The following is a 25424-nucleotide window of genomic DNA, read 5'->3' as shown; positions in this document are numbered from 1 at the left end:
ATCAGCTCAAAAACTTCTGCAACAGGTCATTGAGAAAGAGTTGCCCGCGGTCAGTGGCCGCCAGGCGTGACGGTTCGACCTGCATTAAGCCACTTTGTTCTGCCTCGCGGCGCGCGGCGTCCAGGCTCGCCAGCTCAAGGCCGGTGCGTTCGGCGTAGAGCTTGGCGTCGACACCTTCAGTCAGGCGCAGGGCGTTCATCAGGAACTCGAACGGCAGCTCCTCATTGGTCAGTTCTTTCGCTCCGGCCTGGAAGCTTTTGGCCGGGTTGAGGTAGTCCTTCGGCGCACGGGTCTTCCAAGTGCGCACAATGCGCCCGTCCGGGTGGCTGAGCTTGCCGTGGGCACCGGCGCCAATACCGATAAAGTCGCCGAAGCTCCAGTAGTTCAGGTTGTGCCGCGCCGGGCGACCTGGCTGGGCATAGGCCGAGACCTCATATTGCGCGTAACCGTGTTCGGCCAGCAGCGCCTGGCCGGCTTCCTGGATGTCCCACAGCGTGTCGTCTTCCGGCAGCGCGGGCGGCTGGTTCCAGAACACGGTGTTGGGTTCCAGGGTCAACTGGTACCAGGACAAGTGCGTCGGCTTCAGTGCGATGGCCTGGCGCAAGTCGCTCAAGGCGTCGTCCAGGGACTGATCGGGCAGCCCGTGCATCAGGTCCAGGTTGAAGTTATCAAACCCGGCCTGGCGCGCCATGCCAGCAGCGCGCACGGCTTCATCGCCATTGTGGATGCGCCCGAGCGCCTCGAGCTTTTCCTGCTGGAAGCTCTGGATGCCGATCGACAGCCGGTTGATCCCCAGCTTGCGGTAGGCCACGAACTTCTCTTGTTCGAAGGTGCCAGGATTGGCTTCCAGGGTGATCTCGATATCGCTGGCAAACGGGATGCGTGCTTCCACGCCCTTGAGCAGGCGGCCCAGCGCGGCGGCGCTGAACAGGCTCGGCGTACCGCCGCCGAAGAAGATCGAACTCAGTTCCCTGCCATAAACGGCATGCAGGTCTTGATCAAGGTCGGCCAGCAACGCGTCGACATACTCTTCTTCCGGCAGCACTGCGCTGGCGGTATGGGAGTTGAAGTCGCAATACGGGCATTTGCGTACGCACCACGGGATGTGGATATACAGCGCCAGGGGCGGCAGGTGGGGCAGGGCCGCCCGTGGTGTTTGCGCGCCACCGTGGATCAGTGGCTGCGCAGAGGTGTTCTGGGTCATTTCAGGCCCAGGCGTTGGCGCAGCAAATGCATTGCGCGGGCGCGGTGGCTGATCTGGTTCTTGTCGGCGGGGCTCAGTTCGGCGCTGGAAACATTACGCTCCGGCACCCAGAACAGAGGGTCATAGCCAAACCCGTGCTCGCCGCTGGCCGCGTGCAGGATGCGCCCGTGCCACAGGCCTTCGCAGAGGATCGGCAGCGGGTCATCGGCATGCCGAACCAGGGCCAGCACGCAGACGAACTGTGCGCCGCGCAGCGCGTCCGGCACGTCCTTGAGGGCGTCCAGCAGCTTGGCGTTGTTGGCCGCATCGCCCTTGCCGTCGGCATAGCGTGCCGAATAGATGCCGGGGGCGCCGCCGAGGAAGTCCACCGCCAGGCCCGAATCATCCGCCAGCGCCGGCAGGCCGGAGATGCGTGCGGCGTTGCGAGCCTTGAGGATGGCGTTTTCGACGAACGACAGGCCGGTCTCTTCCGGCTCGACCTGGCTGAATTCGCCAATCGAGCGCAGTTGCACGGACTCACCGAGCATGGCCTGGAGTTCTTTGAGTTTGCCGGCGTTATGGCTGGCCAATACGAGTTGGGTGAGGTTCATCATTGCGCCGGAAACAGTTCTTGGTTGAATTGGAAGCTATGAGCCTTGCCACCGGTTTCAACGTTGATGGTAAAAATCTTGACCTCTTGCTGCGGTACGGAATAAGGCGCGAGGTAATTGGTCGCGCCTTTTTCGGTGATCTGCTTGAACGTCAGCACTTCGCTCTTGCCACTCAAGTCCTTGATGGTGCCAGTCACCTGCGCCACCACGGGCGTTACGCCCTTGAATACCGAAACGTTGATCAACCCCTTGTTCTTGCTGCGTACAACGCCTACCTCCTGGGCGGTTTCCGGTTGCAGGAAACTCGAGGTAAACGTGTTGTAACGCACGGTGATATCGCCAAATTCTTTCGTGCGATTGGGGTCGATAGCGTCGGCAGCCATGGCATTGGCCCCAAGCAGTGTGGTCAGTAGAAAAATAGCCAGGCGACTCATGATCGTCCCTCTTGAAGGTGATTAGACGGCAATCTTGTGGTCCGTCAGGCCAGGACTGCTGACCCGGTAAATACCGATTTCGCCCAACAGATTGGGCCATAGCTTACTCGCCCAGCCGTGGCGGTGCTGTTGATCGACGGCAAGGCGGTTGATCACCTTGGCTTCACGCTCGCCACACAGGGCTTCGAAGTCTTCGAAGGTGCAGAAGTGAATGTTCGGCGTGTTGTACCAGGTGTAGGGCAGGAAGTCCGACACCGGCATGCGGCCCTTGGTGGCCAGGTACCAGCGGCAACGCCAGTGGCCGAAGTTGGGAAAAGTGATGATGCACTGGCGGCCTACGCGCAGCATTTCGTCGAGGATGCGGTCCGGGTAGTGCACGGCCTGCAGGGCCTGGGTCATCACCACGATGTCGAAGCTGTTGCTGGCAAAATTGCCCAGGCCCTTGTCCAGGTCCTGCTCGATCACGTTGATGCCCTTGGCCACGCACTGGGCGATGTTGTCCGGGTCGTTTTCCAGGCCGTAGCCGGTGACTTGCTTGTTGTCGCGCAGCCAGCTCAGCAGTTCGCCATCGCCGCAGCCAAGGTCGAGCACGCGGCTGCCGGCGGGGATCCAGTCTTGGATGATTTCCAGGTCGGCTCTCATGGCGTTCTCACAAAGTAATGCGGTTCATGTAATTGCCGAACGCCTGCAGGTAACGCGGGATCGGGATCAGGAAGGCGTCGTGGCCTTGCGGAGCATCGATCTCCAGGTAGCAGACGTCTTTGCGCGCAGCCATCAGCGCGTCCACCAGCTCACGGGAGCGGGCCGGCGAGAAGCGCCAGTCGGTGGTGAACGACATCACGCAGAACTTGGCCGTGGCAGCTTCGAAGGTTTTCGCCAGGTCATCGTCATGGTTGGCTGCCGGGTCGAAGTAGTCCAGGGCCTTGGTCATCAGCAGGTAGGTGTTGGCGTCGAAACGCCCGGAAAACTCCTCGCCCTGGTAACGCAGGTAGCTTTCGACCTGGAACTCGACGCTGTGGAAGTCGTAGTTGAGCTTTTCACTCTTGAGGCCACGGCCGAATTTCTCGCCCATGGAGTCATCGGACAGGTAGGTGATGTGCCCGACCATCCGCGCCAGCATCAAGCCGCGCTTGGGGATCACGCCGGCTTCCTGGAACGAACCGCCGTGGAACTCGGGGTCGGTGAGGATGGCCTGGCGCGCCACTTCGTTGAAGGCGATGTTCTGGGCCGACAACTTGGGGGCCGAGGCGATTGCCAGGCAGTGGCGCACGCGATCCGGGTAGGTGATGGTCCATTGCAGGGCCTGCATGCCGCCCAGGCTGCCGCCGATCACGGCGGCCCATTGGGCGATGCCCAGCAGGTCGGCGAGGCGTGCCTGGCTGTGCACCCAGTCTTCCACGGTCAGCACCGGGAAGTCGGCGCCGAACGGCTTGCCGGTTTCCGGGTTGAGGCTGCTGGGGCCGGTGGAGCCGTTGCAGCCGCCGAGGTTGTTCAGGCTGACCACAAAGAACGTGTTGGTGTCGATGGGCTTGCCGGGGCCGATGCAGCTGTCCCACCAGCCGGGCTTGCGCTCGTCGACGCTGTGGTAGCCGGCGGCATGGTGATGGCCGGACAAGGCGTGGCAGATCAGCACGGCGTTGCTCGCCGTGGCGTTCAACTGGCCGTAGGTTTCATAGATCAGGTCGTAGGCAGGCAGCGAACGGCCGCAGGCCAGGGCCAGCGGTTCGCTGAAGTGCGCCACTTGGGGCACGACCAGTCCAACAGAATCGGGGGGGAAGGCAGCTGGCATCGACCCTGCTCTCGTTTAAATGAGGCGTAAGTCTAAAGACCGCTGCACCCAGCGGCAAGCAAAGGCCTGCACCGGTAGGCAGATACAAAATGTGGGCGCCGATTTGCCTGCGATGCGGGCACCTCGGTGTTGGGATTACACCGCTGTGCTGCTATCGCAGGCAAGCCAGCGCCCACATTTGTTCAGCGTCAGATCAGGCCGAACAGTTCCTTGGGCATGAACGCATAGAACGCCAGGCGCGGAATCACCCAGCTTTGCACCAGCTGGATCGCGATGAACGCGAAGATCGGCGAAATATCCAGGCCGCCGAGGTTGGGGATCAGGCGACGGAACGGCGCCAGCACCGGCTCGGTGATCTGGTAGACCAGTTCGGCACCCGGGCTACGGCTGCCGGGAGCGACCCAGGAGAGGATCACGCTGATGATCATCGACCAGAAGATGATCTTCAAAAACAGCGAGAAGATGCCGATCAGCGCCCAAGGCAACAGCAACACAGTGAAGGCCTGGTAGCCATTGAGCATCAGGATCACCGCGAACAGCAGGATCTGCAGCAGCAGCGCCAGCACCAGCGACGACATGTCCAGGCCGAACAGGCTCGGGATCACCCGGCGCAGCGGCTTGAGCAAGGGCTGGGTGGCCTTGACCACGAACTGGCACAGCGGGTTGTAGAAGTTCGCCCGCACCAGTTGCAGGATAAAGCGCATCAGCACGATCAGCAGGTACAGGCTGCCCAGCGTCTGGATGATGAAAATGGCAGCGTCATTGATTCCGAGCATGTTTGTTTCCTATGTAGGGGACGACTATTTGCCCAGCTGCTCGGCCATCTCAGCCGAACGATGTGCCGCGGCACCCAGAGCTTTTTCGACCAGGGCTTCAAAGCCGCCGGCCTGGAACGATTCGATAGCTGCCTGGGTGGTGCCACCTGGAGACGTCACGCGACGGCGCAGCTCGGCGGCGTCAACTTCGCTGCCAACGGCCATCTTCGCGGCGCCCAGGGCGGTTTGCTCGGCCAGTTGCTCGGCGACTTCGTGGGGCAGGCCGAGTTTCACGCCAGCGGCGGTCATGGCTTCGATCAGCAGGAAGAAGTACGCCGGGCCACTGCCGGAGACGGCGGTGACGGCGTCCAGCTGTTGTTCCTGTTCCAGCCACAGGGCAATGCCCACGGCAGACAGCAACTCCTGGGCCTGGTCGCGCTGTTCGGCGCTCACTTCGGCGGTGGCGTACAGGCCGCTCACGCCCTGGCGCAGCAGCGCCGGCGTGTTGGGCATGCAGCGCACGATCGGCTGCGCGCCGAGCCAGTTGTTCATGCTGGCGCAGGTGATGCCGGCAGCGATGGACACCACCAACTGGTGTGGCTGCAGGCTCGGGCGCAGGCTTTCGCACACGGCTTTCATGGCTTGCGGCTTGACCGCCAGCACGATCACATCGACGCCGCTGATGGCCTCGGCGTTGTCGGCAAAGGTTTGAATACCGTGTTCGGCGCTGATGCGGGCACGGGTGTCGTCACCGGGGTCGCTGGCGCGGATCTGCGCTGCGTCCAGGCCTTTGGCCCGCAGGCCGCCGATCAGGCTGGCCGCCATGTTGCCGGCGCCGATAAAGGCAATACGCGTGTTGCTCATGACAGGTCCTTATTCAGATGGATGTCAGCCATTTCATGGCTGGCCGTAGTCGCGGGCACCAAACAGGGCGGTACCGATCCGCACCCAGGTGGCGCCTTGGGCGATGGCCGACTCGAGGTCGTGGCTCATGCCCATGGAAAGTGTGTCGAGCGCCAGGTTCAGGCTGGCTTGCAGCTCGCGCACGGCAGCGAACGCTGCATCTTGTGCGCTCCGATCTTCAGTCGGCTCAGGGATCGCCATCAGGCCACGCAGCTTCAGGCGCGGCAGGGCGCTGATGGCGTTGGCCAGGGCCGGCAGGTCGGCGGGCGTACAGCCGGACTTGCTGGCTTCGCCGCTGACATTGACCTGGATGCAAATATTCAGCGGTGGCAGGTCGGCCGGGCGTTGTTCGGACAGGCGTTGTGCGATTTTCAGGCGGTCCACGGAATGCACCCAAGCGAAGTTCTCGGCGATCGCGCGAGTCTTGTTCGATTGAATGGGGCCGATGAAGTGCCAACTCAAGGGCAGGTCGGTTAATTGCGCCTGTTTGCCCAGGGCCTCCTGCAGATAGTTCTCGCCGAAGTCGAGCAGGCCGGCGGCATAGGCTTCGCGCACGGCTTGCGCGGGTTTGGTCTTGCTCACGGCCAGCAGGTGGATGCTGTTTGCGTCACGTTGCACGGCGTCGGCTGCGGCGCGGATGCGCTGGCTAACCAGGCCGATGTTGTCTGCTATCGTCGACATTCAAGATGCGCCCGTGGATATGGAGTCCGCGGCATTCTACTGGAAATGGAAAGCCCTATGGATATCACTGAATTGCTCACGGCCAGCGTGCGTCGTGGCGCCTCTGACCTGCACCTGTCGGCAGGTCTTGCACCCATGTTGCGAATCGATGGCGAGGTTTGGCCGCTGGATTGCCCGGTGCTTTCGGCCCCGCAAGTGGCGGACTTGTTGAGCCCGTTGCTGAACAAATACCAGCAAAAGGATTTCGAAACATCTCTTGAAACGGATTTCGCCTTCGCGCTGCCCGGGCTGGCGCGGTTCCGGGCGAATGTATTCCAGCAGGATCGCGGCATGGCCGCGGTGTTTCGCACCATTCCTTCTGAAGTCCAGAGCCTGGAAGGCCTTGAGTTGGGCGAGGTGTTCCGGCGTATCGCCCAACTGCCGCGCGGCCTGGTGCTGCTGACCGGGCCGACCGGGTCCGGCAAGTCCACCACCCTGGCGGCGATGATCGACTACCTCAACCAGCACCGACGCCAGCACATCCTCACGCTGGAAGACCCGATCGAATTTATCCACACGCCGAAACTGGCGCTGATCAACCAGCGCCAGGTCCACCGCGACAGTCATAGCTTTTCCACGGCCTTGCGCTCGGCACTGCGCGAAGACCCGGATGTGATCCTGGTGGGTGACTGCGCGACCTGGAAACCATCCGCCTGGCGCTGACGGCCGCTGAGACCGGCCACCTGGTCTTTGGCACCCTGCACACGTCGTCGGCGGCAAAGACCGTGGACCGCCTTGTGGACGTGTTCCCGGCGGGAGAAAAAGCCATGGTCCGCTCAATGCTGTCGGAGTCGCTGCAGGCGGTAGTGGCCCAAGTGCTGGTCAAGAAGATCGGCGGCGGGCGGGTGGCGGCCCATGAAATCATGCTGGCCACCCCGGCCATTCGCAATTTGATCCGCGAAGACAAGGTAGCGCAGATGGTCTCGGCGATTCAGACCGGCGGGGCGTTGGGGATGAAGACGCTGGACATGAGCTTGAAGGCGTTGGTCAGCGAAGGGCTGGTCAGCCGAGAGGATGCACGGGAGAAGGCGAGGGTGCCTGCAGATATCTAGAGAGCGCTGATATCAATGTGGGAGCAACTGTCGAGCCCGATTGAGGCTGCGAAGGCGGCGGCATTGCGGGCATTTTCTTTGGCTGACACACCGCCTTCGCAGCCTCGCCAAGGCTCGACAACTCCCACAGGGGATAATCCGCTGTGTGATCGCAATATTCGACGCGACGCAGGTTCAATGTGGGAGCTGGCTTGCCTGCGATAGCGCACTGTCAGGCGACATCTCTGCCACTGACACACCGTCATCGCAGGCAAGCCCGCTCCCACATTTGATTGCATTTCAAGCAGGAGAGCGACTGCCGGTTGGATCTAGCGCTGCACGACGCGCAGGTTGCTGTTTTGCTCTTTAGGCAGAACGCGCTTGGCAATCACGTAGTTCTTGTCCCAGAACGGCTTTTTCAGCGTGTCGATGCTGACGGCCTTGCCACGGCGTGGTGCGTGGATGAAGCGGTCGTTGCCCAGGTAGATGGCTACGTGGTTGACCTGGCGGCTCTTGAGCTTGAAGAACAACAGGTCACCCGGTTTCAGGTCCTTGCGCTCGACCTTCTGCCCGTGGCCGGCGGCCATGGCGTTGGAAGTGCGTGGCAAATCCACTGCGGCGACGTCGTTAAACGCATATTTCACCAAACCGCTGCAGTCGAACCCTTTACTTGGGCTGCTGCCGCCCCAACGATAAGGTGTACCGAGCACGTTGACGGCGCGGCTGAGGACGTTGCTGCTTTGCTTGGTGTTGGCGGCAACCAGGTGTGTCGCCGATTTGCCGTGCACTGTGCTCAGTTGAGTTGGGCGGTTGACGGTCTGCTTTACCGACTTGGCCGTGCTTGGCGTGCTGTGGACTTTAGGGGTGAAACCGTTGACGTTAGGAAGTCGTTGCTCACGATTGGTGGCGTGGGCGGCCAGTGGCATTAATAGGCAGATGGTTAGCCATGTCTTGAAAAATGGTCGCATTAGGCGTGGCTCTTATGGGTTTGCGCGCAACTTTATAACAGCTTTTTGTGCTGTTCTCAGGCCGTTTGTCGACTGAACCTTGGGGTCAAATTCAGGAAAAACGCGACGAATCGCCGCAATTGTCCTACACAAGTCAGGTGGCATAAGGCTTTCAGGGCAGTGAAGATACCATTGGCCGTACGTCGGGCGCCCGTAAAAAAGTCACAAAGAAAGTGAAAAAATTTATCTATCGAGGCAAAAGAGGTACTGCATGAACACCTATCAACAGATTGGTCCGCAGCAAGATACCCACAGCAAGGTGATTGGTTACCTGCTCTGGATTTTCGGTTTTACCGGCGCGCACCGCTTCTATTACGGCAAGCCCGTGACCGGTACAATCTGGTTTTTCACCTTCGGCCTGCTGGGCATCGGCTGGCTGATCGACCTGTTCCTGATCCCGGCCATGGACCGTGAAGCGGACCTGCGTTTTACCGCCGGGCCCATTGAATACAACGTGGCGTGGATTCTGTTGGCGTTCCTTGGCGTATTCGGCGTGCACCGCATGTACCAGGGCAAATGGATCACCGGCCTGATCTACCTGCTGACCGGCGGGTTGTTCCTGGTGGGGGTGCTGTATGACTTCTGGACGTTGAATACCCAGGTCTCGATCCGCAATGCCGAGCGCAATAACGGACGATAAATTTCTTCCGCCTGGAGGAAATCAAATGTGGGAGCTGGCTTGCCTGCGATGCAGGCACCTCGGTGAAACAGGCAACCCGAGGTGATGCTATCGCAGGCAAGCCAGCTCCCACATTGACCGTGCCCACATTAGCAATGTGCTGTATCAGGCTTGGTAACTGATCCGCCCATCCACCAAGGTGTAGCGCACCGTCGCCGGCAGGCTATGGCCGATGAACGGGCAGTTCTCGCCCTTGGACAGCCAGTGCTCACCGGCCACCGTGGAGCTGGCCGGATCAAACAGCACCAGGTCCGCCGCCGCACCCACCGCCAGCTTGCCCGCCGGCAGGCGCAGGGCCTCGGCCGGGCCGGCACTCAGGCGTGCCAGCAGGGTTGGCAAGTCCAGCAGGCCGTCTTCCACCAGGGTCATCGCCAACGGCAGCAACAGCTCTACGCTGCTGATGCCCGGCTCGGTCGCGCCAAATGGCGCCAGCTTGGCATCCCGCTCGTGGGGCTGGTGATGGCTGGAGATCGCCGAGACCACGCCGGATTTGACTGCCGCACGCAACCCTTCACGGTCGGCCAGGGTGCGCAGGGGCGGTTGTACGTGGTACAGGCTGGAGAAGTCGATCAGCGCCTCGTCCGTCAAAATCAACTGGTACAGGGCGACATCCGCCGTCACCGGCAAGCCGCGAGCCTGCGCCTGGGCGATCAGGGCCACGCCGCGAGCGCTGGTCAGCTGGCTGAAGTGCGCGCGCACGCCGCTTTGTTCCACCAGCAGCAGGTCGCGGGCCAGGGCCACGGTTTCCGCCGTTTCCGGAATGCCCGGCAGGCCGAGGAAGCTGGCGACCGCGCCTTCATGGGCCAGGCCGCCTTCCGCCAGGTCGCGGTCCTGGGAGTGGAAGATCACCGTCAGGTCGAAGGTGGCCGCGTATTCCAGGGCACGGCACAGCGTGCGGGTGCTGCGAAAGCTTTCCAGGCCGTTGCCGAAGGCCACGCAACCGGCGTCGCGCAGGGCGATCAGCTCGGCGAGTTGTTCGCCTTCCAGGCCTTTGCTGAGGGCGCCGATGGGGAACACCTTGCAATTGCCGGCTTCGCGGGCGCGGTCGAGGATCAGCTCGGTCACGGCCGAGGTGTCCAGCACGGGCTTGGTGTGTGGTGGGCAGCACAGGCTGGTCACGCCACCGGCCGCGGCGGCGCGGGTTTCGCTGGTGATGTTGCCTTTGCGGCTGTAGCCCGGCTCGCGCAGGGCGACGTTCAGATCGACCAGCCCAGGCGCGGCCACCAGGCCTTTGGCGTCGATCGTCTCGCTGGCGGCGAAGCCTGCGGGCGCCGCGCCGAGGGCGATGATCTTGCCGGCTTCCAGATGAAGATCGGTAACTTGATCCAGGCCACTGGCCGGATCGATGACTCGGGCGCCGAGAATGCTGAGCTTCACTGGGCCTTCTCCTGCTCGAATTGACGTTGCGCGGTTTGCCCGCTCATGGCCATGGACAACACCGCCATGCGCACGGCGATGCCGTAGGTCACCTGGTTGAGAATTACCGACTGGTTGCCGTCGGCCACCGCCGACTCAATCTCCACCCCGCGGTTGATCGGACCGGGGTGCATCACGATGGCATCCGGCTTGGCCCCGGCCAGGCGCGCGGTGGTCAGGCCGAACAGGCGGTAGAACTCGCCTTCGCTCGGCAGCAGGCCACCGGCCATGCGCTCGCGCTGCAGGCGCAGCATGATCACCACGTCCACGTCCTTGAGGCCTTCGGTCATGTCGGTGTAGACCTTCACGCCGTATTGCTCGATGCCGATCGGCAGCAGGGTTTTCGGCGCGATCACGCGGATGTCCGGGCAACCCAGGGTTTTCAGGGCCAGCATGTTCGAGCGCGCTACCCGCGAGTGCAGGATGTCGCCGACGATGGCCACCGAGAGGTTTTCAAAGCTGCCCTTGTGCCGACGGATGGTGAGCATGTCGAGCATGCCTTGGGTCGGGTGGGCGTGACGGCCGTCGCCGCCGTTGATGATCGCGACCTGCGGGCACACGTGCTCGGCGATGAAGTGCGCGGCACCGGAGTCGCCGTGGCGGACCACGAACATGTCGGCGGCCATGGCTTCCAGGTTGCGCAGGGTGTCGAGCAGGGTCTCGCCCTTGCTCGCCGACGACGTCGACACGTTCAGCGTGATCACGTCGGCCGACAGCCGCTGGGCCGCCAGTTCAAAGGTGGTGCGGGTGCGGGTGGAGTTCTCGAAGAACACGTTGCAGATGGTCTTGCCGCGCAGCAGCGGGACCTTCTTCACCGCCCGCCCACCGACTTCGAGGAACGAGTCGGCGGTGTCGAGGATTTCGGTGAGCAGTTCGCGGGGCAAACCGTCGAGGGACAAGAAATGTTGCAACTGGCCCTGAGCATTGAGCTGCAGCGGGCGCTTGGCATCTAGAGGCGTCATCGCGGGGACTCTTTACAAGGCGGTTTAAAGGGCAAGGTCTTGCAGTTCGAGTTCGAGCGGCGTGGGACCGGACAATTTTACCCGCTGGTGGGCTGAAAGCGACAGGGTGGCGCCGACCACGTCCGGGCTGATCGGCAGTTCGCCGGCGTCCAGGTCCAGCAGGCAGACCAGGGTCACGCTGGCTGGGCGGCCATAGTCGAACAGCTCGTTCATGGCGGCGCGGATGGTGCGGCCGCTCATCAGCACGTCGTCGATCAGCACCAGGTGCTGGCCTTCGATCTCGAATGGCAGGGCCGACGGGCGCACTTGTGGGTGCAGGCCGTTCTGGCTGAAGTCGTCGCGGTAGAAGGACACATCCAGTGTGCCCAGGGGCGAATCGCTGCCCAGTGCTTCCAGCAACGCCTGGGCCACCCACACACCGCCGGTGCGAATGCCGATGAAGCGCGGTTCGCTGATGGCGCGGTGTTGCAGATGGGCCGTCAGGCTCGTCGCCATCTGGCTGATCAGTTCGGCGGGATTGGGCAGGCTCATGGTGGCTCCTTCTAGGCCTTGCGCGGCGGGGTGACGGCAAGGTCCGGGCTCAAACGTAAAAAGACGCGGCAAGCCGCGTCAGTCAGGATTCAAATAAAGCGGTGTTTTCATCCAGCCAACCCTGCAACAGCAAGGCGGCGGCGATGGCGTCCACGGGGTTGTCGCGGTAGCTGCCCTTTTGCCCGCCACGGGCCAGGCGCTCACCCTTGGCTTCGAAGGTGGTGAGGCGTTCGTCGTGGGTATAGAAGGGCAGGTTGTAGCGGCCATTGAGGCGACGCGCAAACTTCTCGGCGCGCAGGCACATGTCGCTGGGTGTGCCGTCCATGTTCAAGGGCAGGCCAACCACGACGGCGTCGGGCTTCCACTCCTTGATCAGGGCTTCGACCTGGTTCCAGTCCGGCACGCCGTTCTGGGCTTTAAGGGTGCACAGCTCGCGGGCCTGGCCGGTGATGACCTGGCCGACCGCGACGCCGATCTGTTTGGTGCCGTAGTCAAACCCGAGGATCAGGCGCAAAGCCATCAGGCGTGCCCCGCTTGGCTGGTCAGCAGGCTGAGGTTGACGCGCAGCTTGGCGGCGGCCGCCTCCAGGCGCAGTTCGCTGGCGGTGTGGAACAGGATGTCGGCGTCGAACGGGCAGGTCAGCCAGGCATTGCTGGCCAGTTCGGCTTCCAGCTGCCCGGCCTCCCACCCTGCGTAACCGAGGGTGATGACACTGTGCTCCGGGCCGACGCCGTCGGCGATGGCGAACAGTATGTCCTGGGAGGTGGACAGCGACACACCTTCCAGGTCAACCGTGGCCTGGAACTTCGGCCCGGTGGGGTGCAGCACAAAACCGCGATCCGTCTGCACCGGCCCACCGATATAGATCGGCACGCCCTGGCAACGCGCCGGCGGGTCGATCTCGGGGCGCAGTTGCTCGAGGATATCCGCCAGGTTCAGCTCCTGCGGGCGGTTCACCACCAGCCCCATGGCACCATTGGCCGTGTGCTCGACTATATAGGTCAAGGTCTGCGCAAAGTTCGGGTCGGCCATATGGGGCATGGCGATCAGGAATTGGTGCTTGAGGTAGGTCGGGCTGACATTTTTCATGTCCGCTAGTGTGGCGGGGGAGGCGCGAACTGACAAGCTGCGGCGGGCCCTAATTGTCACGAGCGGGGCTGCTGTGGTGGGCGGGCTCACTGTGGCGAGCGGGCTTGCCCCGCGTTGGGCTGCGCAGCGGCCCTAGAATCTGACACTGCGGTTTTTCAGCAGGAACGCGATGAGAAGAGTGGGGCTGCTGCGCAGCCCAACGCGGGGCAAGCCCGCTCGCCACAATAAGCCTGTTCGCCCTATTAATCCTGCTGGCTGCCAGGGGGCGGTGTGTCAGTTACTGGACAGCCGGTCGCCCTTGGCAAACTTCCAGGTGCGGATGATTTCCAGGCGGTCGACGTCATTCAGGTCGCCGGTGAACGGCGCAAAGGGCGCGGCCAGGCGCACGATGCGCTGGGCAGCCTGGTCGAGCAGCGGCTGGCCGGAGGACTCCAGCACCTGCACCTCATATAACGTGCCGTCGCGGTTGATCGACACCAACAAGCGCAAATTGCCATAAATCTGCTGGCGTCGGGCTTCATCCGGGTAATTCAGGTTGCCGATGCGCTCAACCTTCTTGCGCCACTCGTCCTTATACCAGGCGCCCTTATCGCGCATGGTCGACGCGGCGTTCAACCGGTAGATGCGCGGGCGCTTGGCGTAGAGCTGCTGTTCGTTGGCCAGTTCGGCTTCGAGGCTGGAGATCTGGTCGGAGAGCTGCGAGCTGTCGAACGTGGGCGCCGGCTTTACAGGCTCGGGTTGCGGTTCGGTCTTGGCCTTTTCGCGCTGGGTCGGGGCTTTTTGCGGTTTGGGCGCGACGGTGGTCACGGCGGCCTTGGGCGCAGCCTGTTTGACTTCGGGCTTGGGCGCAGGCGGTGGCGGGGTGACTTTGTTGACTTTGTTGTCCTGGAACGGCGCCACTTCGGTGGTCTTGGGCACCGCTTTCTTGTCGAGCGTGCCGCTGCCCTGCTGGTTGTCCTGGGCGAGAAAGTCAGCCTTTTCGGGCGGCTTTTCACTCTTGAAGGTGGCGAGGGTGATTTCCAGGGTCTGGGTGATCTGCTTGGGTTCGACCATGGTGAACCCCACGCCGAGGATCAAGGCCAGGTGAATCAGTGCAGCGAGGAACAGGGTAAATCCGAGCCGATCAGCCGGGCGCACGCCGCTGTGGGAGAGTTCGGGGGGCAGATCGGACGGGAGTGTCATGACAAGAAAACCAACATCGCGCGTTTCACAGGTGGCGCATGATAACGCAATGTTGGTTTATGTCCGGCTGTTCTATGTCACTTGGCCTGGAGCTTGCGCTCAATCGCCGCCATCAGCATTTCGCCAATATTGGTGCCGAACGCATTGTCGATCTCGCGGATACAGGTGGGGCTGGTGACGTTGATTTCAGTGAGGTTTTCACCAATCACGTCGAGGCCGACAAACAGCAGGCCCTTTTCGCGCAGGGTCGGGCCGACCTGGGAAGCGATCCAGCGGTCCTTGTCCGACAGCGGCCGCGCTTCACCACGGCCGCCCGCGGCCAGGTTGCCACGGGTCTCGCCGGCCGCCGGGATGCGCGCCAGGCAGTAGTCCACCGGCTCGCCGTCGATCATCAGGATGCGCTTGTCGCCATCCTTGATCGCCGGCAGGTAGGCCTGGCCCATGATCTGCTGGGTGCCCAGCGCGGTCAGGGTCTCCAGGATCACCGAGAGGTTCGGATCCCCTGCACGGTGACGGAAGATCGAGGTACCGCCCATGCCGTCCAGCGGCTTGAGGATCACGTCGCCGTGCTTGGCGGCGAATTCACGCAGCACATCGGCGCGGCGGCTGACCACGGTCGGCGGCGTGCACTGCGGGAACAGCGTGGCGAACAGTTTTTCATTGCAGTCGCGCAGGCTCTGCGGCTTGTTGACGATCAACACCCCGGCGCGCTCGGCCTGCTCCAGCAGGTAAGTGGAGTAGACGAATTCCATGTCGAACGGCGGGTCCTTGCGCATCAGGATCACGTCCAGGTCGCTCAGGGGGCTGTCGATTTCGTCCGAAAGCTCGAACCACTTCTCGGGGTTGGCAAACACCTGCAGCGGGCGCATGCGCGCGCGAGCCTCGCCGTCACCCTGGTAAAGATCCGGCTGTTCCATATAGAACAGGCTCCAGCCGCGGGCCTGGGCGGCCAGGAGCATGGCCAGCGAGCTGTCCTTTTTATAGGAGATGCTGGCGATAGGGTCCATGACAATGCCGACGCGAACGCTCATGGGGGATTTCCTCTAGCAAATTAGGCGCATAAAAGTGGCGTCAGAGTGGCGCTGCGGCTGTTGTGGGTCAAGGAAAAACCACCTGGCCGGTTGCTCGATAGATTGCGCCCGGAGACTGTGCTAAAAAGACTGCCACGGCGCAGCAGCCCTTGAATTCCAAGGCTTGCGGCGCTCATCCTGTGCAACATCAGGCAGTACACACCGAAAAACGATTCGCTGTGGCGATGGTAGAGCAGATATGGAACAGCATTCCAACGCCTTGAGAGTGATGGTGATCGACGATTCGAAAACGATCCGCCGCACCGCCGAGACCCTGTTGAAGAACGTGGGGTGCGATGTCATCACGGCCATCGACGGTTTCGATGCCCTGGCCCGGATTGTTGATCATCACCCGCACATTATCTTTGTCGACATCATGATGCCGCGCCTGGATGGTTATCAGACCTGCGCCCTGGTGAAGAACAACCCGGCGTTCAAGTCGATCCCGGTGATCATGCTGTCCTCCAAGGACGGCCTGTTCGACAAGGCCAAGGGGCGCATCGTCGGTGTCGATCAGTTTTTGACCAAGCCTTTCAGCAAGGAAGAACTGCTGGGCGCGATCAAGGCCTACGTGCCTGGGTTCGCCGCAGTAGAACAAGCACACTGACGCCGCCCCACAAGGGCTGGCGCCGACCAATGTAGTGGGGAAAACCATGGCACGCGTTCTGATCGTCGACGATTCGCCGACTGAAATGTACAAACTCACCGGCATGCTGGAAAAGCATGGCCACCAGGTGCTCAAGGCCGAAAACGGCGCGGACGGCGTGGCCCTGGCCCGCCAGGAAAAGCCCGATGCCGTGCTGATGGACATCGTGATGCCGGGGCTCAATGGCTTCCAGGCCACGCGCCAGCTGTCCAAGGAGCCGGAAACCAACGGCATCCCGATCATCATCATCACCACCAAGGATCAGGAAACCGACAAGATCTGGGGCGCGCGCCAGGGCGCCAAGGATTACCTGACCAAGCCGGTGGATGAAGAAACCCTGATCGCCACGCTGAACAAGGTGCTGGCCGGCTAAAGGTTCGCGATGATGACCGAGTCGCAAACCGCCTTCGAGCTGCTGCTGGACATCGACCGCCGCTGTCGCTTGCTGGCCGCCGACCTGCCGTCGCAGGAAACCCGCCTGCAGCGCTGGAGCGGGATCGGTTTTCGCCTGGGGCCGCATTGGTATGTGGCGCCCATGGGCGAAGTCGCCGAGGTCTTGCATGAACCGCGCTGCACCTTGATGCCGGGGGTCAAGCCGTGGGTCAAGGGCGTGGCCAATCTGCGCGGGCGCTTGCTGCCGGTGATGGACCTGGGCGGGTTTCTCGGCCTGGAACTGTCCCGGGCACGTAAGCAGCGGCGGGTGCTGGTAGTGGAATTCAACGACCTGTTTGTCGGGCTGCTGGTAGACGAGGTGGTGGGGATGCAGCATTTCGCACAAGACGCACTGCGGGCGAGCGCAGCTTTCGCCGCACCGTTTATCCAGGGCCAGTTCGATGGCGACCAGCAGTGGCAGGTGTTCAGCCCCTTCGCCCTGGCCCAGGCCCCAGGCTTCATGGATGTTGCCGCATGAGCACCCCGACCACGCCCAAACCCCAGGCCGCTTCACGCAGCCGCTCGCAGATCATCGTGCTGTTTATCGCGCTGATCGTGTTCATCATGCTGTTGTTCGCCAACTTCGCGTACCTCAATACCCAGTCCACCTACGACAAGCAGTACATCGGTCACGCCGGTGAGTTGCGCGTGCTGTCCCAGCGCATCGCCAAGAACGCCACCGAAGCCGCTGCCGGCAAGGCGGCTGCGTTCAAGCTCTTGAGCGATGCGCGCAACGACTTCGCGCAACGCTGGGGCTACCTGAAAAAAGGTGACATTGAGACTGGGCTGCCCGCCGCGCCCAATGCTGTACGTGCGGAAATGCGCGCGGTACAGACCGACTGGGAAGCGCTGCTGAAGAACACCGACGCGATCCTCGCCAGCGAGCAGACCGTGCTGTCCCTGCACCAGGTGGCCGCAACCCTGGCCGAAACCGTGCCGCAGTTACAGATGGAGTCGGAAAAAGTCGTCGATATCCTGCTGCAACGCGGCGCTCCGGCCAGCCAGGTGGCCTTGGCCCAGCGCCAGTCGCTGCTGGCCGAGCGCATTCTCGGCGCGGTGAATACCGTGCTCGCCGGCGACGAAACCGCCGTGCAGGCCGCCGACGCTTTCGGCCGCGACGCCAACCGCTTCGGCCAGGTGCTCAACGGCATGCTCCAGGGCAACGCCGGGCTGCGCATCACTCAGGTCGAAGACCGCGACGCGCGTGCGCGGCTGGCAGAAATTGCCGAGCTGTTCGAGTTTGTCTCCGGCTCGGTGGATGAAATCCTCGAGACCTCGCCGCAGCTGTTCCAGGTGCGCGCTTCGGCGAGCAATATTTTCAACCTGTCGCAAACCCTGCTCGATGAAGCCTCGCACCTGGCCACCGGTTTTGAAAACCTCGCCAGCGGGCGCAGCTTCGACACCATCGGCGGCTACGTGTTAGGCCTGCTGGCGCTGACCTCGATCATCCTCATCGGCCTGGTCATGGTGCGCGAGACCAACCGCCAGCTGCATGAAACCGCCGAGAAGAACGAGCGCAACCAGAACGCGATCATGCGCCTGCTGGATGAAATCGAGGACCTGGCCGACGGCGACCTCACCGTGACAGCTTCGGTGACCGAGGACTTCACCGGCACCATCGCCGACTCCATCAACTACTCCGTCGACCAACTGCGCGACCTGGTCGCCACCATCAACCTCACCGCCGGGCAAGTCGCCGGCGCGGTGCAGGACACCCAGGCCACCGCCATGCACCTGGCTCAGGCCTCGGAGCATCAGGCCCAACAGATCGCCGAAGCCTCCACCGCGATCAACCAGATGGCCCAGTCCATCGACCAGGTCTCGGCCAACGCCGCTGAATCCTCGGCGGTGGCCGAGCGTTCGGTGGAGATTGCCAACAAAGGCAACGAGGTGGTGCACAACACCATCCACGGCATGGACAACATTCGCGAGCAAATCCAGGACACCGCCAAGCGCATCAAGCGTCTGGGCGAGTCGTCCCAGGAGATTGGCGATATCGTCAGCCTGATCGATGATATCGCCGACCAGACCAACATCCTCGCCCTCAACGCGGCGATCCAGGCGAGCATGGCCGGTGATGCCGGGCGCGGTTTTGCGGTGGTGGCCGATGAAGTGCAGCGGCTCGCCGAGCGTTCTTCCGCCGCCACCCGGCAAATCGAAACCCTGGTGCGGGCGATCCAGGCCGACACCAACGAAGCGGTGATCTCCATGGAGCAGACCACCACCGAAGTGGTGCGCGGCGCGCGGCTGGCGCAGGACGCCGGGGTGGCGCTGGAAGAGATCGAAGGCGTGTCGAAAACCCTCGCGGCACTGATCCAGAGCATCTCCAACGCGGCGCAGCAACAGACCTCGTCGGCGGGGCAGATCTCGCTGACCATGAACGTGATCCAGCAGATCACCACCCAGACGTCGTCGGGCTCCACCGCTACTGCGGAAAGCATCGGCAACCTGGCGAAGATGGCCAGCCAGTTACGCCGGTCGGTATCGGGTTTCACCCTGCCACCGCCAAAACAGGTGGATGATTGAAAGGCTATCTGGAGAACACCACAGTCCAACTGTGGGAGCTGGCTTGCCTGCGATAGCGGACTGTCAGTGGATACATCTGCAGCTGACCCACCGCCATCGCAGGCCAGCCAGCGCCCACATGGATCTCCAGGGTTCTTGGCAACACACGCAATTCACGAATTCTAAGCGGAGCAGTTATGGTTGATCGGCACGACTACGTGGCCCTCGAATGGGTCAAGGGCGACATTGCCGAAACCCTGAAACAGGCCCGGTCGGCGCTCGATACCTATGTCGACACCAGCGATGGCGATGCGATCGCCGAGTGCCTGGCCGGTATCCACCAGGTCCACGGTGCGCTGCAAATGGTCGAGTTCTACGGCGCGGCGCTGCTCGCCGAAGAGATCGAAGAACTGGCCCTGGCCCTGCAGGCCGGGCGTGTCAGCCGGCGCGATGAAAGCATCCGCCTGCTGCAACAGGCCCTCGGTCAATTGCCGTTGTACCTGGACCGCATCCACAGCGCCCGCCGCGACCTGCCGTTGGTAGTGTTGCCGCTGCTCAACGATCTGCGCACCGCACGCGGTGAAAGCCTGCTCTCGGAAACCAGCCTGTTCAGCCCGCAACTGCTGTCGATTGCACCGCTGCCCGACGAAGCCTTGGCCCAGCGCGCCGCCCCTGACCTTGCCGAGCAACTGCGCCAGTGGCACCAATTGCTGCAACAGGCCCTGGCCGGCCTGCTGCGTGAAGACCACGGCCCGAGCAACCTGGAAGACATGGCGCGGGTCTTTGCCCGCCTTGAAGCCCTGTGCCAGGGCGCGCCGCTGTTGCCGCTGTGGCAGGTCACCTCGGCGCTCGTTGAAGGCATGCTCACCGGCGTGATCGCCAACAGCCCGGCGTTGCGCAGCCTGCTCAAGGCCAGTGACAAGGAACTCAAGCGCCTGCTGGCCCAGGGCATTGGCGCGATCAACCGACCGGCGCCGGATGAATTGCTCAAGAGCCTGCTGTTCTACGTGGCCAAGGTCACCCGGCCAACGCCGCGCATGCAAAGCCTCAAGGAGCGCTACGGCCTGGATGAGGCCTTGCCCGACAGTGCCGTGGTCGATGCCGAACGCGCGCGCCTGGCCGGGCCGGACCGCAATGCCATGGGCTCGGTACTCGGTGCGTTGTGCGAGGAACTGGTGCGGGTCAAGGAACGTCTCGACCTGTTCGTGCGCAGCGACCGCCAGCACACCAGCGACCTCGACGCGCTGCTCGCGCCGCTGCGGCAGATCGCCGATACCCTGGCCGTGCTGGGCTTTGGCCAGCCACGCAAAGTGATTATCGACCAGCTCGCCGTGGTGCTGAGCCTGGCCCAGGGGCAGCGCGAGCCGAATGACGCGGTGCTGATGGATGTCGCGGGTGCCTTGCTGTATGTCGAAGCGACGCTGGCCGGCATGGTCGGCACCGTCGAGCCGGAAAGCCGCGAAGAGAGCCGCCTGCCGACCACGGACCTGACCCAGATTCATCAACTGGTGATCCGCGAGTCCTGCCAGTGCCTGCGCCAGGCCAAGGAGTTGGTGATTGATTGCATCGAAGCGCAGTGGGACCGCCAGCGCCTGGAATCCCTGCCGGAGCTGCTGAGCCAGGTACGCGGTGCGCTGGCGATGATTCCGCTGCCACGGGCGGCGAGCCTGATGCGCGGTTGCACCGATTATGTCGATGAACAGTTGATGACCCACGACAGCCCGCCTTCCGAGGCGCAGTTGGGGCATTTTGCCGATGTGATCAGCAGCCTGGAGTACTACCTCGAACGCATGCTCCAGGACCCCGACGCCGCCGGCGAACGAGTGCTGGAGCTGGCCACCCAGGGCTTGGCCGCGCTGGGTTATCTGCCCGCCGAAAAGCCTTGGCGCCAGGCGCTGGTCGCGCCGGACGGGGCACTCTCGACCGAGATCGCACCCAGCCAATCCCAATTCGACGCCTTGGCCAGTCCCACTTCGCGCCTCAACCCGCCGGCCCTGCAGCGTCCCGGCAGCCTGCTGCCGCCGCCGGCCGATGAGGAACCGATCGACGACGAGCTACGTGAGGTCTTCCTCGAAGAAACCGACGAAGTCCTTGAGGTGCTGCACCGCTCCTTGCCCAACAGCGCCGATAAAACCGCCCAGGGCGAAATGCGCCGCGCCTTCCACACCCTCAAGGGCAGCGGCCGCATGGTGCGCGCGCTGGTACTGGCCGAGCTGGCCTGGGCCGTGGAGAACCTGCTCAACCGCGTGCTGGAGCGCAGCGTGGCGCTCGGCCCCGAGGTGCAACAGGTGCTGGACGAGGCGGTGGATTTGCTGCCGGAACTGATCGCCGATTTTGCCACCGACGACCAGCACCAGCGTGATGCAGTCGACGCCCTGGCCGCTCGCGCCCACGCCTTGGCCAGCGGTGCGCAGGCGCCGGTCGCCGAAGCCCATGACCCGATGCTGCTGGAGATCTTCCGCAACGAAGCCCAGAGTCACCTGGAGAGCCTCAACCACTTCCTGCAAGAGGCCGCCGAGCATGTGCCGCTGCAAGTCAGCGATGAATTGCAGCGCGCCCTGCATACCCTCAAGGGCAGCGCCTACATGGCTGGCGTGTTGCCTATCGCCGAGCTGGCGCGTCCACTCGATCACCTGACCCGCGAGTACAAGGCGCACCGCCTGCCGCTGGACCTGGACGAAGTGGAGTTGCTGCTCGAAGCCGAGGGCCTGTTCCAGCGCGGGCTGCGCCGCCTGAGCGATCCCCTGGCGCCGATCCAGGGCGCGCAGGACCTGATCAATCGGACCCAAAGCCTGCTCGATCAACAGCTCGCAGCGCTGCTCGACGCGCCCAACACTGGCCTGCGCATCAAGCGCGACCCGCAGTTGATCGCCAACTTCCTGGCCCAGGGCATGGACATCCTGCTGGACGCCGAAAGCCTGCTGCGCCGCTGGCAACAGCACCCCGGCGAACGCCAGGAGCTCACTGCGCTGCTCGACGAACTGACTACGCTGGGCGAGGGCGCGCACGTCGCCGACCTGCACGCCATCGACGAACTGTGTGAAGCCTTGCTCGACCTGTATGGCGCCGTGGAAGAGAGCAGCCTGGCGGTCAGCGAGCGGTTTTTCCAGGAGGCCGAGCAGGCCCATGAAGCGTTGATCAGCATGCTCGACCAACTGGCCGCCGGGCAGGAAATCAACCCGGCGCCGGCACGGGTCGAGGCGCTGCGCGAACTGTTGGATGAGGCCCTCGACCCGTCCGCCACCGGCCTGATCAAGAGTGACGGCAGCCGCACCCTGAGCATCTCCGAACTGGGCGCCGCGACGCAGCAGTTGGAGCACGACACCGCCATGGACGACGAGATCGTCGAGATCTTCCTGGAAGAGGCGGTGGATATCCTCGACAGCGCCGGGCAGTCCCTCAAGCGCTGGTTGCTGGAGCCCGACAGCGCGGCGCCGTTGTCCTCATTGCAGCGCGACCTGCACACCCTCAAGGGCGGCGCGCGGATGGCCGAAATCGGCCCGGTGGGCGACCTGGCCCATGAGCTGGAATGCCTTTACGAAGGCCTGGTGGACCGTCGCTACAGCTACTCCCCCGAGCTGTCCCAAGTACTGATGGCCAGCCATGAACGCCTGGCGCTGCAGCTGGAAGAGCTGCAACACCATCAGCCCCTGAGTGACAGCGCCGAGCTGATCGCCAAGGTGCGCGCGCTGCGCCAGGGCGGTACGCCCTCCGCCGCTGCGCAGGCCGCTGAAACCTCGAGCGCCGACCCGGAGTTGCTGGATATCTTCCTTGAAGAGGCCGCCGACATTCTCGACAGTTCCGGCAGCGCGTTGCTGCGCTGGCAGGCCGAGCCGAACAATCGCCAAGAAGTCGAAACCCTGCTGCGCGACCTGCACACCCTCAAGGGTGGCGCGCGCATGGTCGAGATCGGGCCGATTGGTGATCTGGCGCATGAACTGGAGTTTCTCTACGAGGGTCTGTCCGCCGGCTTGCTGGCGCCGTCTGACGAGTTGTTTGCATTGCTGCAGGGCTGCCATGACCGCCTGGCGCAGATGATCGATGCGGTCGCCGATGGCCTGCCGGTGGGTTCGGTGGACAAGCTGATCGAGCGCATCAAAAGCCTCGTGCACCCCAGCGATGAACCGGTGGTGCCGGTGGCATTGCCGGCGGGCAAGGTCGAAGCCGCGATAGACCCCGCTGCGGACATGGTGAAAATCTCCGCCGACCTGCTCGACGACCTGGTCAACCTCGCCGGTGAAACCTCGATTTTTCGTGGCCGGATCGAGCAGCAGGTCAACGACGCGCGCATCGCTCTGACTGAAGTGGAAACCACCATCGAGCGCATGCGCGACCAACTGCGCCGCCTCGACACCGAGACCCAGGGCCGCATCCTCAGTCGCCAGCAGGCCGAGGCCGAACGCCTGGGGTATGAAGAATTCGACCCGCTGGAAATGGACCGCCATTCACAGTTGCAGCAATTGTCCCGCGCACTCTCTGAATCGGCCTCCGACCTGCTCGACCTCAAGGACACGCTTGAACGCCGCAACCAGGACGCCCACGACCTGTTGCAGCAACAGGCACGCATCAACACCGAGTTGCAGGAAGGCCTGATGCGCACGCGCATGGTGCCGTTCGGCCGCATGCTGCCGCGCCTCAAGCGCATCGTGCGCCAGGTGGCGGGCGAGCTGGGCAAGGACGTGGAATTCATCGTCGGCAATGCCGAGGGTGAGATGGACCGCAACGTGCTGGAGCGCATGGCCGCGCCGCTCGAACATATGCTGCGCAACGCCGTCGACCATGGCCTGGAATCCCGCGACGCACGCTTGGCCGCCGGCAAGCCGGAGAAGGGGCGCATCACCCTGGACCTGACCCACGAAGGCGGCGACATCGTCTTCGACATGCGCGACGACGGCGCCGGCGTGCCCCTTGAAGCGGTGCGGCGCAAGGCGATCAAGCGTGGCCTGCTCGATCCCAATCAAGAGATCAGCGACCGCGACGTCTTGCAGTTCATCCTGCAGCCGGGGTTCTCCACGGCGGAAAAAATCACGCAGATCTCCGGGCGTGGCGTGGGCATGGACGTGGTGCATGAAGAGGTGCGTCAACTCGGCGGCTCGATGTTCATTGATTCGACGCCGGGCGAGGGCGTGCACTTTCGCATTCGCCTGCCCTTCACCGTGTCGGTCAACCGCGCGCTGATGGTGCAATGCGCGGACGACCAATACGCGATCCCGCTCAACACCATCGAGGGCCTGGTGCGCGTGCTGCCGCACGAGTTGGCCGGGCACTATCAGCAAGACCCGCCGCGCTACGAATACGCCGGCCAGCGCTACGAGCTGTTCTACCTCGGCGACCTGCTACACACCGTTGCCCGTCCGAAATTGCTCGGCCAGTACCAGCCGGTGCCGGTGCTACTGGTGCAGTGCAACGAGCGCCGCGTGGCGGTGCACGTGGATGCCATGGCCGGCACGCGCGAGATTGTGGTCAAGGGCCTGGGCCCGCAGTTTGCCGGGGTGCAGGGATTGTCCGGGGCGACCATCCTCGGGGATGGCCGTGTGGTGCTGATCATCGATTTGCTCGCGCATATCCGCGCGCGGCAACCGGCGTTGCCGGCGCAGGCGGTTGACGCGCCACTGATCCTCAACGATCCGCTGAAAAAGCGCCCGCTGCTGGTGCTGGTGGTGGACGACTCGGTCACCGTGCGCAAAGTCACCAGCCGCCTGCTGGAGCGCAACGGCATGAACGTGCTCACGGCCAAAGACGGCATCGACGCCATCGCCGTGCTCGAAGAACACACCCCGGACCTGATGCTGCTCGACATCGAAATGCCGCGCATGGACGGTTTCGAGGTGGCCATCCAGGTGCGCAACGACCCGCGCCTGATGCGGCTGCCGATCATCATGATCACCTCGCGTACCGGCCAGAAACACCGCGACCGCGCCATGGCGATTGGCGTCAACGACTACCTCGGCAAGCCGTATCAAGAGTCGGTGCTGCTGGAAAGCATCGCCTATTGGAGCAAGTCCCATGCTTGACCACCGCACCAGCCAACTCACCGGCCTGCTCCTGCCCCTGGCCGACCGCCACCTGGTGCTGCCCAACGTCGCCATCGCCGAGCTGATCGACTTCCAACGCGGCGAACCGGCCAGCGATGCGCCGCCATGGTATTTGCGGCAAGTGACGTGGCGTGATCGGCAATTGCCATTGATCAGCTTCGAAGCGGTATGCGGCGAGGCCATCGTGACGGGAGAGCGCTCGCGCATTGTTGTGTTGAACGCCTTGGGCGGGCGGCCGACGTTGAAGTTTATTGCGCTGGTGATTCAGGGGATTCCGCGTTCTTACAAGCTCGATAGCCAGTTGAGTTATGTCGATGTGCCGCTGTGCCCATTGGAACTGGCAGCGGTGCAGGTGGGCGAGCATGTGGCGAAGGTGCCGGATTTGATGGGGTTGGAGGCGCTGCTGGTGGAGTCCGGGTTGGCCTGAACCCCACACTCAAATCC

Annotated in this window: 23 protein-coding genes and 1 pseudogene; 8 read left to right on the top strand and 16 right to left on the bottom strand. The window is 63.3% G+C overall.

Annotated elements, in window-relative coordinates:
* Position 1: 1 nt before the first annotated feature.
* The 8 genes from hemW to AC07SI_RS21445 all read right to left on the bottom strand — a co-directional run bounded on the left by hemW (position 2) and on the right by AC07SI_RS21445 (position 6356).
* On the bottom strand, positions 2 to 1204 hold the full coding sequence (gene hemW, locus AC07SI_RS21480) for a radical SAM family heme chaperone HemW (protein WP_495006466.1): 1203 nt from the start codon (positions 1202 to 1204) through the stop codon (positions 2 to 4).
* The gene (rdgB, locus tag AC07SI_RS21475) at positions 1201 to 1797 is read right to left on the bottom strand and encodes an RdgB/HAM1 family non-canonical purine NTP pyrophosphatase (protein ID WP_495006465.1); all 597 of its coding nucleotides are present in this window, start codon (positions 1795 to 1797) and stop codon (positions 1201 to 1203) included. Before rdgB ends, hemW begins: the two co-directional genes overlap by 4 nt.
* Complete coding sequence (locus AC07SI_RS21470) at positions 1794 to 2228, bottom strand: DUF4426 domain-containing protein (RefSeq protein ID WP_065902156.1); 435 nt, start codon at positions 2226 to 2228, stop codon at positions 1794 to 1796. Before AC07SI_RS21470 ends, rdgB begins: the two co-directional genes overlap by 4 nt.
* Positions 2229 to 2249: 21 nt before the next feature.
* A complete protein-coding gene (gene metW / locus AC07SI_RS21465) occupies positions 2250 to 2870 on the bottom strand; it encodes a methionine biosynthesis protein MetW (RefSeq protein WP_016972957.1) in 621 nt (206 codons plus the stop codon).
* A gap of 7 nt (positions 2871 to 2877) precedes the next feature.
* The gene (gene metX / locus AC07SI_RS21460; protein WP_065902154.1) at positions 2878 to 4017 is read right to left on the bottom strand and encodes a homoserine O-succinyltransferase MetX; all 1140 of its coding nucleotides are present in this window, start codon (positions 4015 to 4017) and stop codon (positions 2878 to 2880) included.
* 188 nt (positions 4018 to 4205) lie between these two features.
* Positions 4206 to 4793 carry a YggT family protein gene (locus AC07SI_RS21455; RefSeq protein WP_065902151.1) on the bottom strand — a complete coding sequence of 196 codons (588 nt, stop codon included), beginning with the start codon at positions 4791 to 4793 and terminating at the stop codon, positions 4206 to 4208.
* A 24-nt stretch (positions 4794 to 4817) separates the two neighbouring features.
* On the bottom strand, positions 4818 to 5636 hold the full coding sequence (gene proC / locus AC07SI_RS21450) for a pyrroline-5-carboxylate reductase (protein ID WP_213554054.1): 819 nt from the start codon (positions 5634 to 5636) through the stop codon (positions 4818 to 4820).
* A 33-nt stretch (positions 5637 to 5669) separates the two neighbouring features.
* The gene (locus AC07SI_RS21445; RefSeq protein ID WP_495006464.1) at positions 5670 to 6356 is read right to left on the bottom strand and encodes a YggS family pyridoxal phosphate-dependent enzyme; all 687 of its coding nucleotides are present in this window, start codon (positions 6354 to 6356) and stop codon (positions 5670 to 5672) included.
* Between the two features lie 57 nt (positions 6357 to 6413).
* On the opposite strand from AC07SI_RS21445, the pseudogene AC07SI_RS21440 reads away from it, so the two are divergent.
* Positions 6414 to 7447, top strand: a pseudogene (locus tag AC07SI_RS21440) (type IV pilus twitching motility protein PilT).
* 308 nt (positions 7448 to 7755) lie between these two features.
* On the opposite strand, the gene AC07SI_RS21435 reads toward AC07SI_RS21440, so the two are convergent.
* The gene (locus AC07SI_RS21435; RefSeq protein ID WP_106802391.1) at positions 7756 to 8394 is read right to left on the bottom strand and encodes a C40 family peptidase; all 639 of its coding nucleotides are present in this window, start codon (positions 8392 to 8394) and stop codon (positions 7756 to 7758) included.
* Between the two features lie 250 nt (positions 8395 to 8644).
* On the opposite strand from AC07SI_RS21435, the gene AC07SI_RS21430 reads away from it, so the two are divergent.
* The gene (locus tag AC07SI_RS21430) at positions 8645 to 9073 is read left to right on the top strand and encodes an NINE protein (protein WP_106802392.1); all 429 of its coding nucleotides are present in this window, start codon (positions 8645 to 8647) and stop codon (positions 9071 to 9073) included.
* Between the two features lie 144 nt (positions 9074 to 9217).
* Here AC07SI_RS21430 and AC07SI_RS21425 read toward each other — a convergent pair whose 3' ends face one another.
* The 7 genes from AC07SI_RS21425 to gshB all read right to left on the bottom strand — a co-directional run bounded on the left by AC07SI_RS21425 (position 9218) and on the right by gshB (position 15323).
* Positions 9218 to 10489: a dihydroorotase gene (locus AC07SI_RS21425; protein WP_065902139.1), complete on the bottom strand. Its 1272-nt coding sequence runs from the start codon at positions 10487 to 10489 to the stop codon at positions 9218 to 9220.
* Entirely contained in the window at positions 10486 to 11490 is a 1005-nt protein-coding gene (locus tag AC07SI_RS21420) for an aspartate carbamoyltransferase catalytic subunit (RefSeq protein ID WP_065902138.1), read from the bottom strand. The genes AC07SI_RS21425 and AC07SI_RS21420 overlap by 4 nt, the downstream gene beginning before the upstream one ends.
* A 24-nt stretch (positions 11491 to 11514) precedes the next feature.
* Complete coding sequence (gene pyrR / locus AC07SI_RS21415) at positions 11515 to 12021, bottom strand: bifunctional pyr operon transcriptional regulator/uracil phosphoribosyltransferase PyrR (RefSeq protein WP_065902137.1); 507 nt, start codon at positions 12019 to 12021, stop codon at positions 11515 to 11517.
* A gap of 82 nt (positions 12022 to 12103) precedes the next feature.
* A complete protein-coding gene (ruvX, locus tag AC07SI_RS21410) occupies positions 12104 to 12541 on the bottom strand; it encodes a Holliday junction resolvase RuvX (protein ID WP_065902131.1) in 438 nt (145 codons plus the stop codon).
* Positions 12541 to 13110, bottom strand: a complete 570-nt coding sequence (locus AC07SI_RS21405; protein WP_065902129.1) for a YqgE/AlgH family protein — start codon at positions 13108 to 13110, stop codon at positions 12541 to 12543. The genes ruvX and AC07SI_RS21405 overlap by 1 nt, the downstream gene beginning before the upstream one ends.
* A 273-nt stretch (positions 13111 to 13383) precedes the next feature.
* The gene (locus AC07SI_RS21400; protein ID WP_065902126.1) at positions 13384 to 14292 is read right to left on the bottom strand and encodes an energy transducer TonB; all 909 of its coding nucleotides are present in this window, start codon (positions 14290 to 14292) and stop codon (positions 13384 to 13386) included.
* Positions 14293 to 14369: 77 nt separating this feature from the next.
* Entirely contained in the window at positions 14370 to 15323 is a 954-nt protein-coding gene (gene gshB / locus AC07SI_RS21395) for a glutathione synthase (RefSeq protein WP_106802393.1), read from the bottom strand.
* A gap of 238 nt (positions 15324 to 15561) precedes the next feature.
* On the opposite strand from gshB, the gene pilG reads away from it, so the two are divergent.
* The 6 genes from pilG (at position 15562) to AC07SI_RS21365 (ending at position 25407) form a co-directional block, all read left to right on the top strand.
* Positions 15562 to 15969: a twitching motility response regulator PilG gene (gene pilG / locus AC07SI_RS21390; protein WP_010564379.1), complete on the top strand. Its 408-nt coding sequence runs from the start codon at positions 15562 to 15564 to the stop codon at positions 15967 to 15969.
* 46 nt (positions 15970 to 16015) lie between these two features.
* A complete protein-coding gene (pilH, locus tag AC07SI_RS21385; RefSeq protein WP_014720320.1) occupies positions 16016 to 16381 on the top strand; it encodes a twitching motility response regulator PilH in 366 nt (121 codons plus the stop codon).
* A 12-nt stretch (positions 16382 to 16393) separates the two neighbouring features.
* Positions 16394 to 16918, top strand: coding sequence for a chemotaxis protein CheW (locus AC07SI_RS21380; RefSeq protein WP_065902122.1), 525 nt, complete (start codon positions 16394 to 16396; stop codon positions 16916 to 16918).
* Positions 16915 to 18966 carry a methyl-accepting chemotaxis protein gene (locus AC07SI_RS21375; protein WP_106802394.1) on the top strand — a complete coding sequence of 684 codons (2052 nt, stop codon included), beginning with the start codon at positions 16915 to 16917 and terminating at the stop codon, positions 18964 to 18966. Before AC07SI_RS21380 ends, AC07SI_RS21375 begins: the two co-directional genes overlap by 4 nt.
* 176 nt (positions 18967 to 19142) lie before the next feature.
* Complete coding sequence (locus AC07SI_RS21370; RefSeq protein ID WP_495006463.1) at positions 19143 to 24959, top strand: Hpt domain-containing protein; 5817 nt, start codon at positions 19143 to 19145, stop codon at positions 24957 to 24959.
* Positions 24952 to 25407, top strand: a complete 456-nt coding sequence (locus AC07SI_RS21365; protein WP_065902115.1) for a chemotaxis protein CheW — start codon at positions 24952 to 24954, stop codon at positions 25405 to 25407. The genes AC07SI_RS21370 and AC07SI_RS21365 overlap by 8 nt, the downstream gene beginning before the upstream one ends.
* The last annotated feature ends 17 nt before the right edge of the window (positions 25408 to 25424 follow it).

This window comes from Pseudomonas sp. GW821-FHT05D12, assembly GCF_059419825.1.
This window is presented reverse-complemented; position numbering and strand designations above follow the sequence as displayed.

What these genes read in the sequence shown, in the direction of transcription:
- hemW (WP_495006466.1), bottom strand. Translation starts at nt 1,204, where the DNA reads ATGACCCAGAACACCTCTGCGCAGCCACTGATCCACGGTGGCGCGCAA.
- rdgB (WP_495006465.1), bottom strand. Translation starts at nt 1,797, where the DNA reads ATGATGAACCTCACCCAACTCGTATTGGCCAGCCATAACGCCGGCAAA.
- AC07SI_RS21470 (WP_065902156.1), bottom strand. Translation starts at nt 2,228, where the DNA reads ATGAGTCGCCTGGCTATTTTTCTACTGACCACACTGCTTGGGGCCAAT.
- metW (WP_016972957.1), bottom strand. Translation starts at nt 2,870, where the DNA reads ATGAGAGCCGACCTGGAAATCATCCAAGACTGGATCCCCGCCGGCAGC.
- metX (WP_065902154.1), bottom strand. Translation starts at nt 4,017, where the DNA reads ATGCCAGCTGCCTTCCCCCCCGATTCTGTTGGACTGGTCGTGCCCCAA.
- AC07SI_RS21455 (WP_065902151.1), bottom strand. Translation starts at nt 4,793, where the DNA reads ATGCTCGGAATCAATGACGCTGCCATTTTCATCATCCAGACGCTGGGC.
- proC (WP_213554054.1), bottom strand. Translation starts at nt 5,636, where the DNA reads ATGAGCAACACGCGTATTGCCTTTATCGGCGCCGGCAACATGGCGGCC.
- AC07SI_RS21445 (WP_495006464.1), bottom strand. Translation starts at nt 6,356, where the DNA reads ATGTCGACGATAGCAGACAACATCGGCCTGGTTAGCCAGCGCATCCGC.
- AC07SI_RS21435 (WP_106802391.1), bottom strand. Translation starts at nt 8,394, where the DNA reads ATGCGACCATTTTTCAAGACATGGCTAACCATCTGCCTATTAATGCCA.
- AC07SI_RS21430 (WP_106802392.1), top strand. Translation starts at nt 8,645, where the DNA reads ATGAACACCTATCAACAGATTGGTCCGCAGCAAGATACCCACAGCAAG.
- AC07SI_RS21420 (WP_065902138.1), bottom strand. Translation starts at nt 11,490, where the DNA reads ATGACGCCTCTAGATGCCAAGCGCCCGCTGCAGCTCAATGCTCAGGGC.
- pyrR (WP_065902137.1), bottom strand. Translation starts at nt 12,021, where the DNA reads ATGAGCCTGCCCAATCCCGCCGAACTGATCAGCCAGATGGCGACGAGC.
- ruvX (WP_065902131.1), bottom strand. Translation starts at nt 12,541, where the DNA reads ATGGCTTTGCGCCTGATCCTCGGGTTTGACTACGGCACCAAACAGATC.
- AC07SI_RS21405 (WP_065902129.1), bottom strand. Translation starts at nt 13,110, where the DNA reads ATGAAAAATGTCAGCCCGACCTACCTCAAGCACCAATTCCTGATCGCC.
- AC07SI_RS21400 (WP_065902126.1), bottom strand. Translation starts at nt 14,292, where the DNA reads ATGACACTCCCGTCCGATCTGCCCCCCGAACTCTCCCACAGCGGCGTG.
- gshB (WP_106802393.1), bottom strand. Translation starts at nt 15,323, where the DNA reads ATGAGCGTTCGCGTCGGCATTGTCATGGACCCTATCGCCAGCATCTCC.
- pilG (WP_010564379.1), top strand. Translation starts at nt 15,562, where the DNA reads ATGGAACAGCATTCCAACGCCTTGAGAGTGATGGTGATCGACGATTCG.
- pilH (WP_014720320.1), top strand. Translation starts at nt 16,016, where the DNA reads ATGGCACGCGTTCTGATCGTCGACGATTCGCCGACTGAAATGTACAAA.
- AC07SI_RS21380 (WP_065902122.1), top strand. Translation starts at nt 16,394, where the DNA reads ATGACCGAGTCGCAAACCGCCTTCGAGCTGCTGCTGGACATCGACCGC.
- AC07SI_RS21375 (WP_106802394.1), top strand. Translation starts at nt 16,915, where the DNA reads ATGAGCACCCCGACCACGCCCAAACCCCAGGCCGCTTCACGCAGCCGC.
- AC07SI_RS21370 (WP_495006463.1), top strand. Translation starts at nt 19,143, where the DNA reads ATGGTTGATCGGCACGACTACGTGGCCCTCGAATGGGTCAAGGGCGAC.
- AC07SI_RS21365 (WP_065902115.1), top strand. Translation starts at nt 24,952, where the DNA reads ATGCTTGACCACCGCACCAGCCAACTCACCGGCCTGCTCCTGCCCCTG.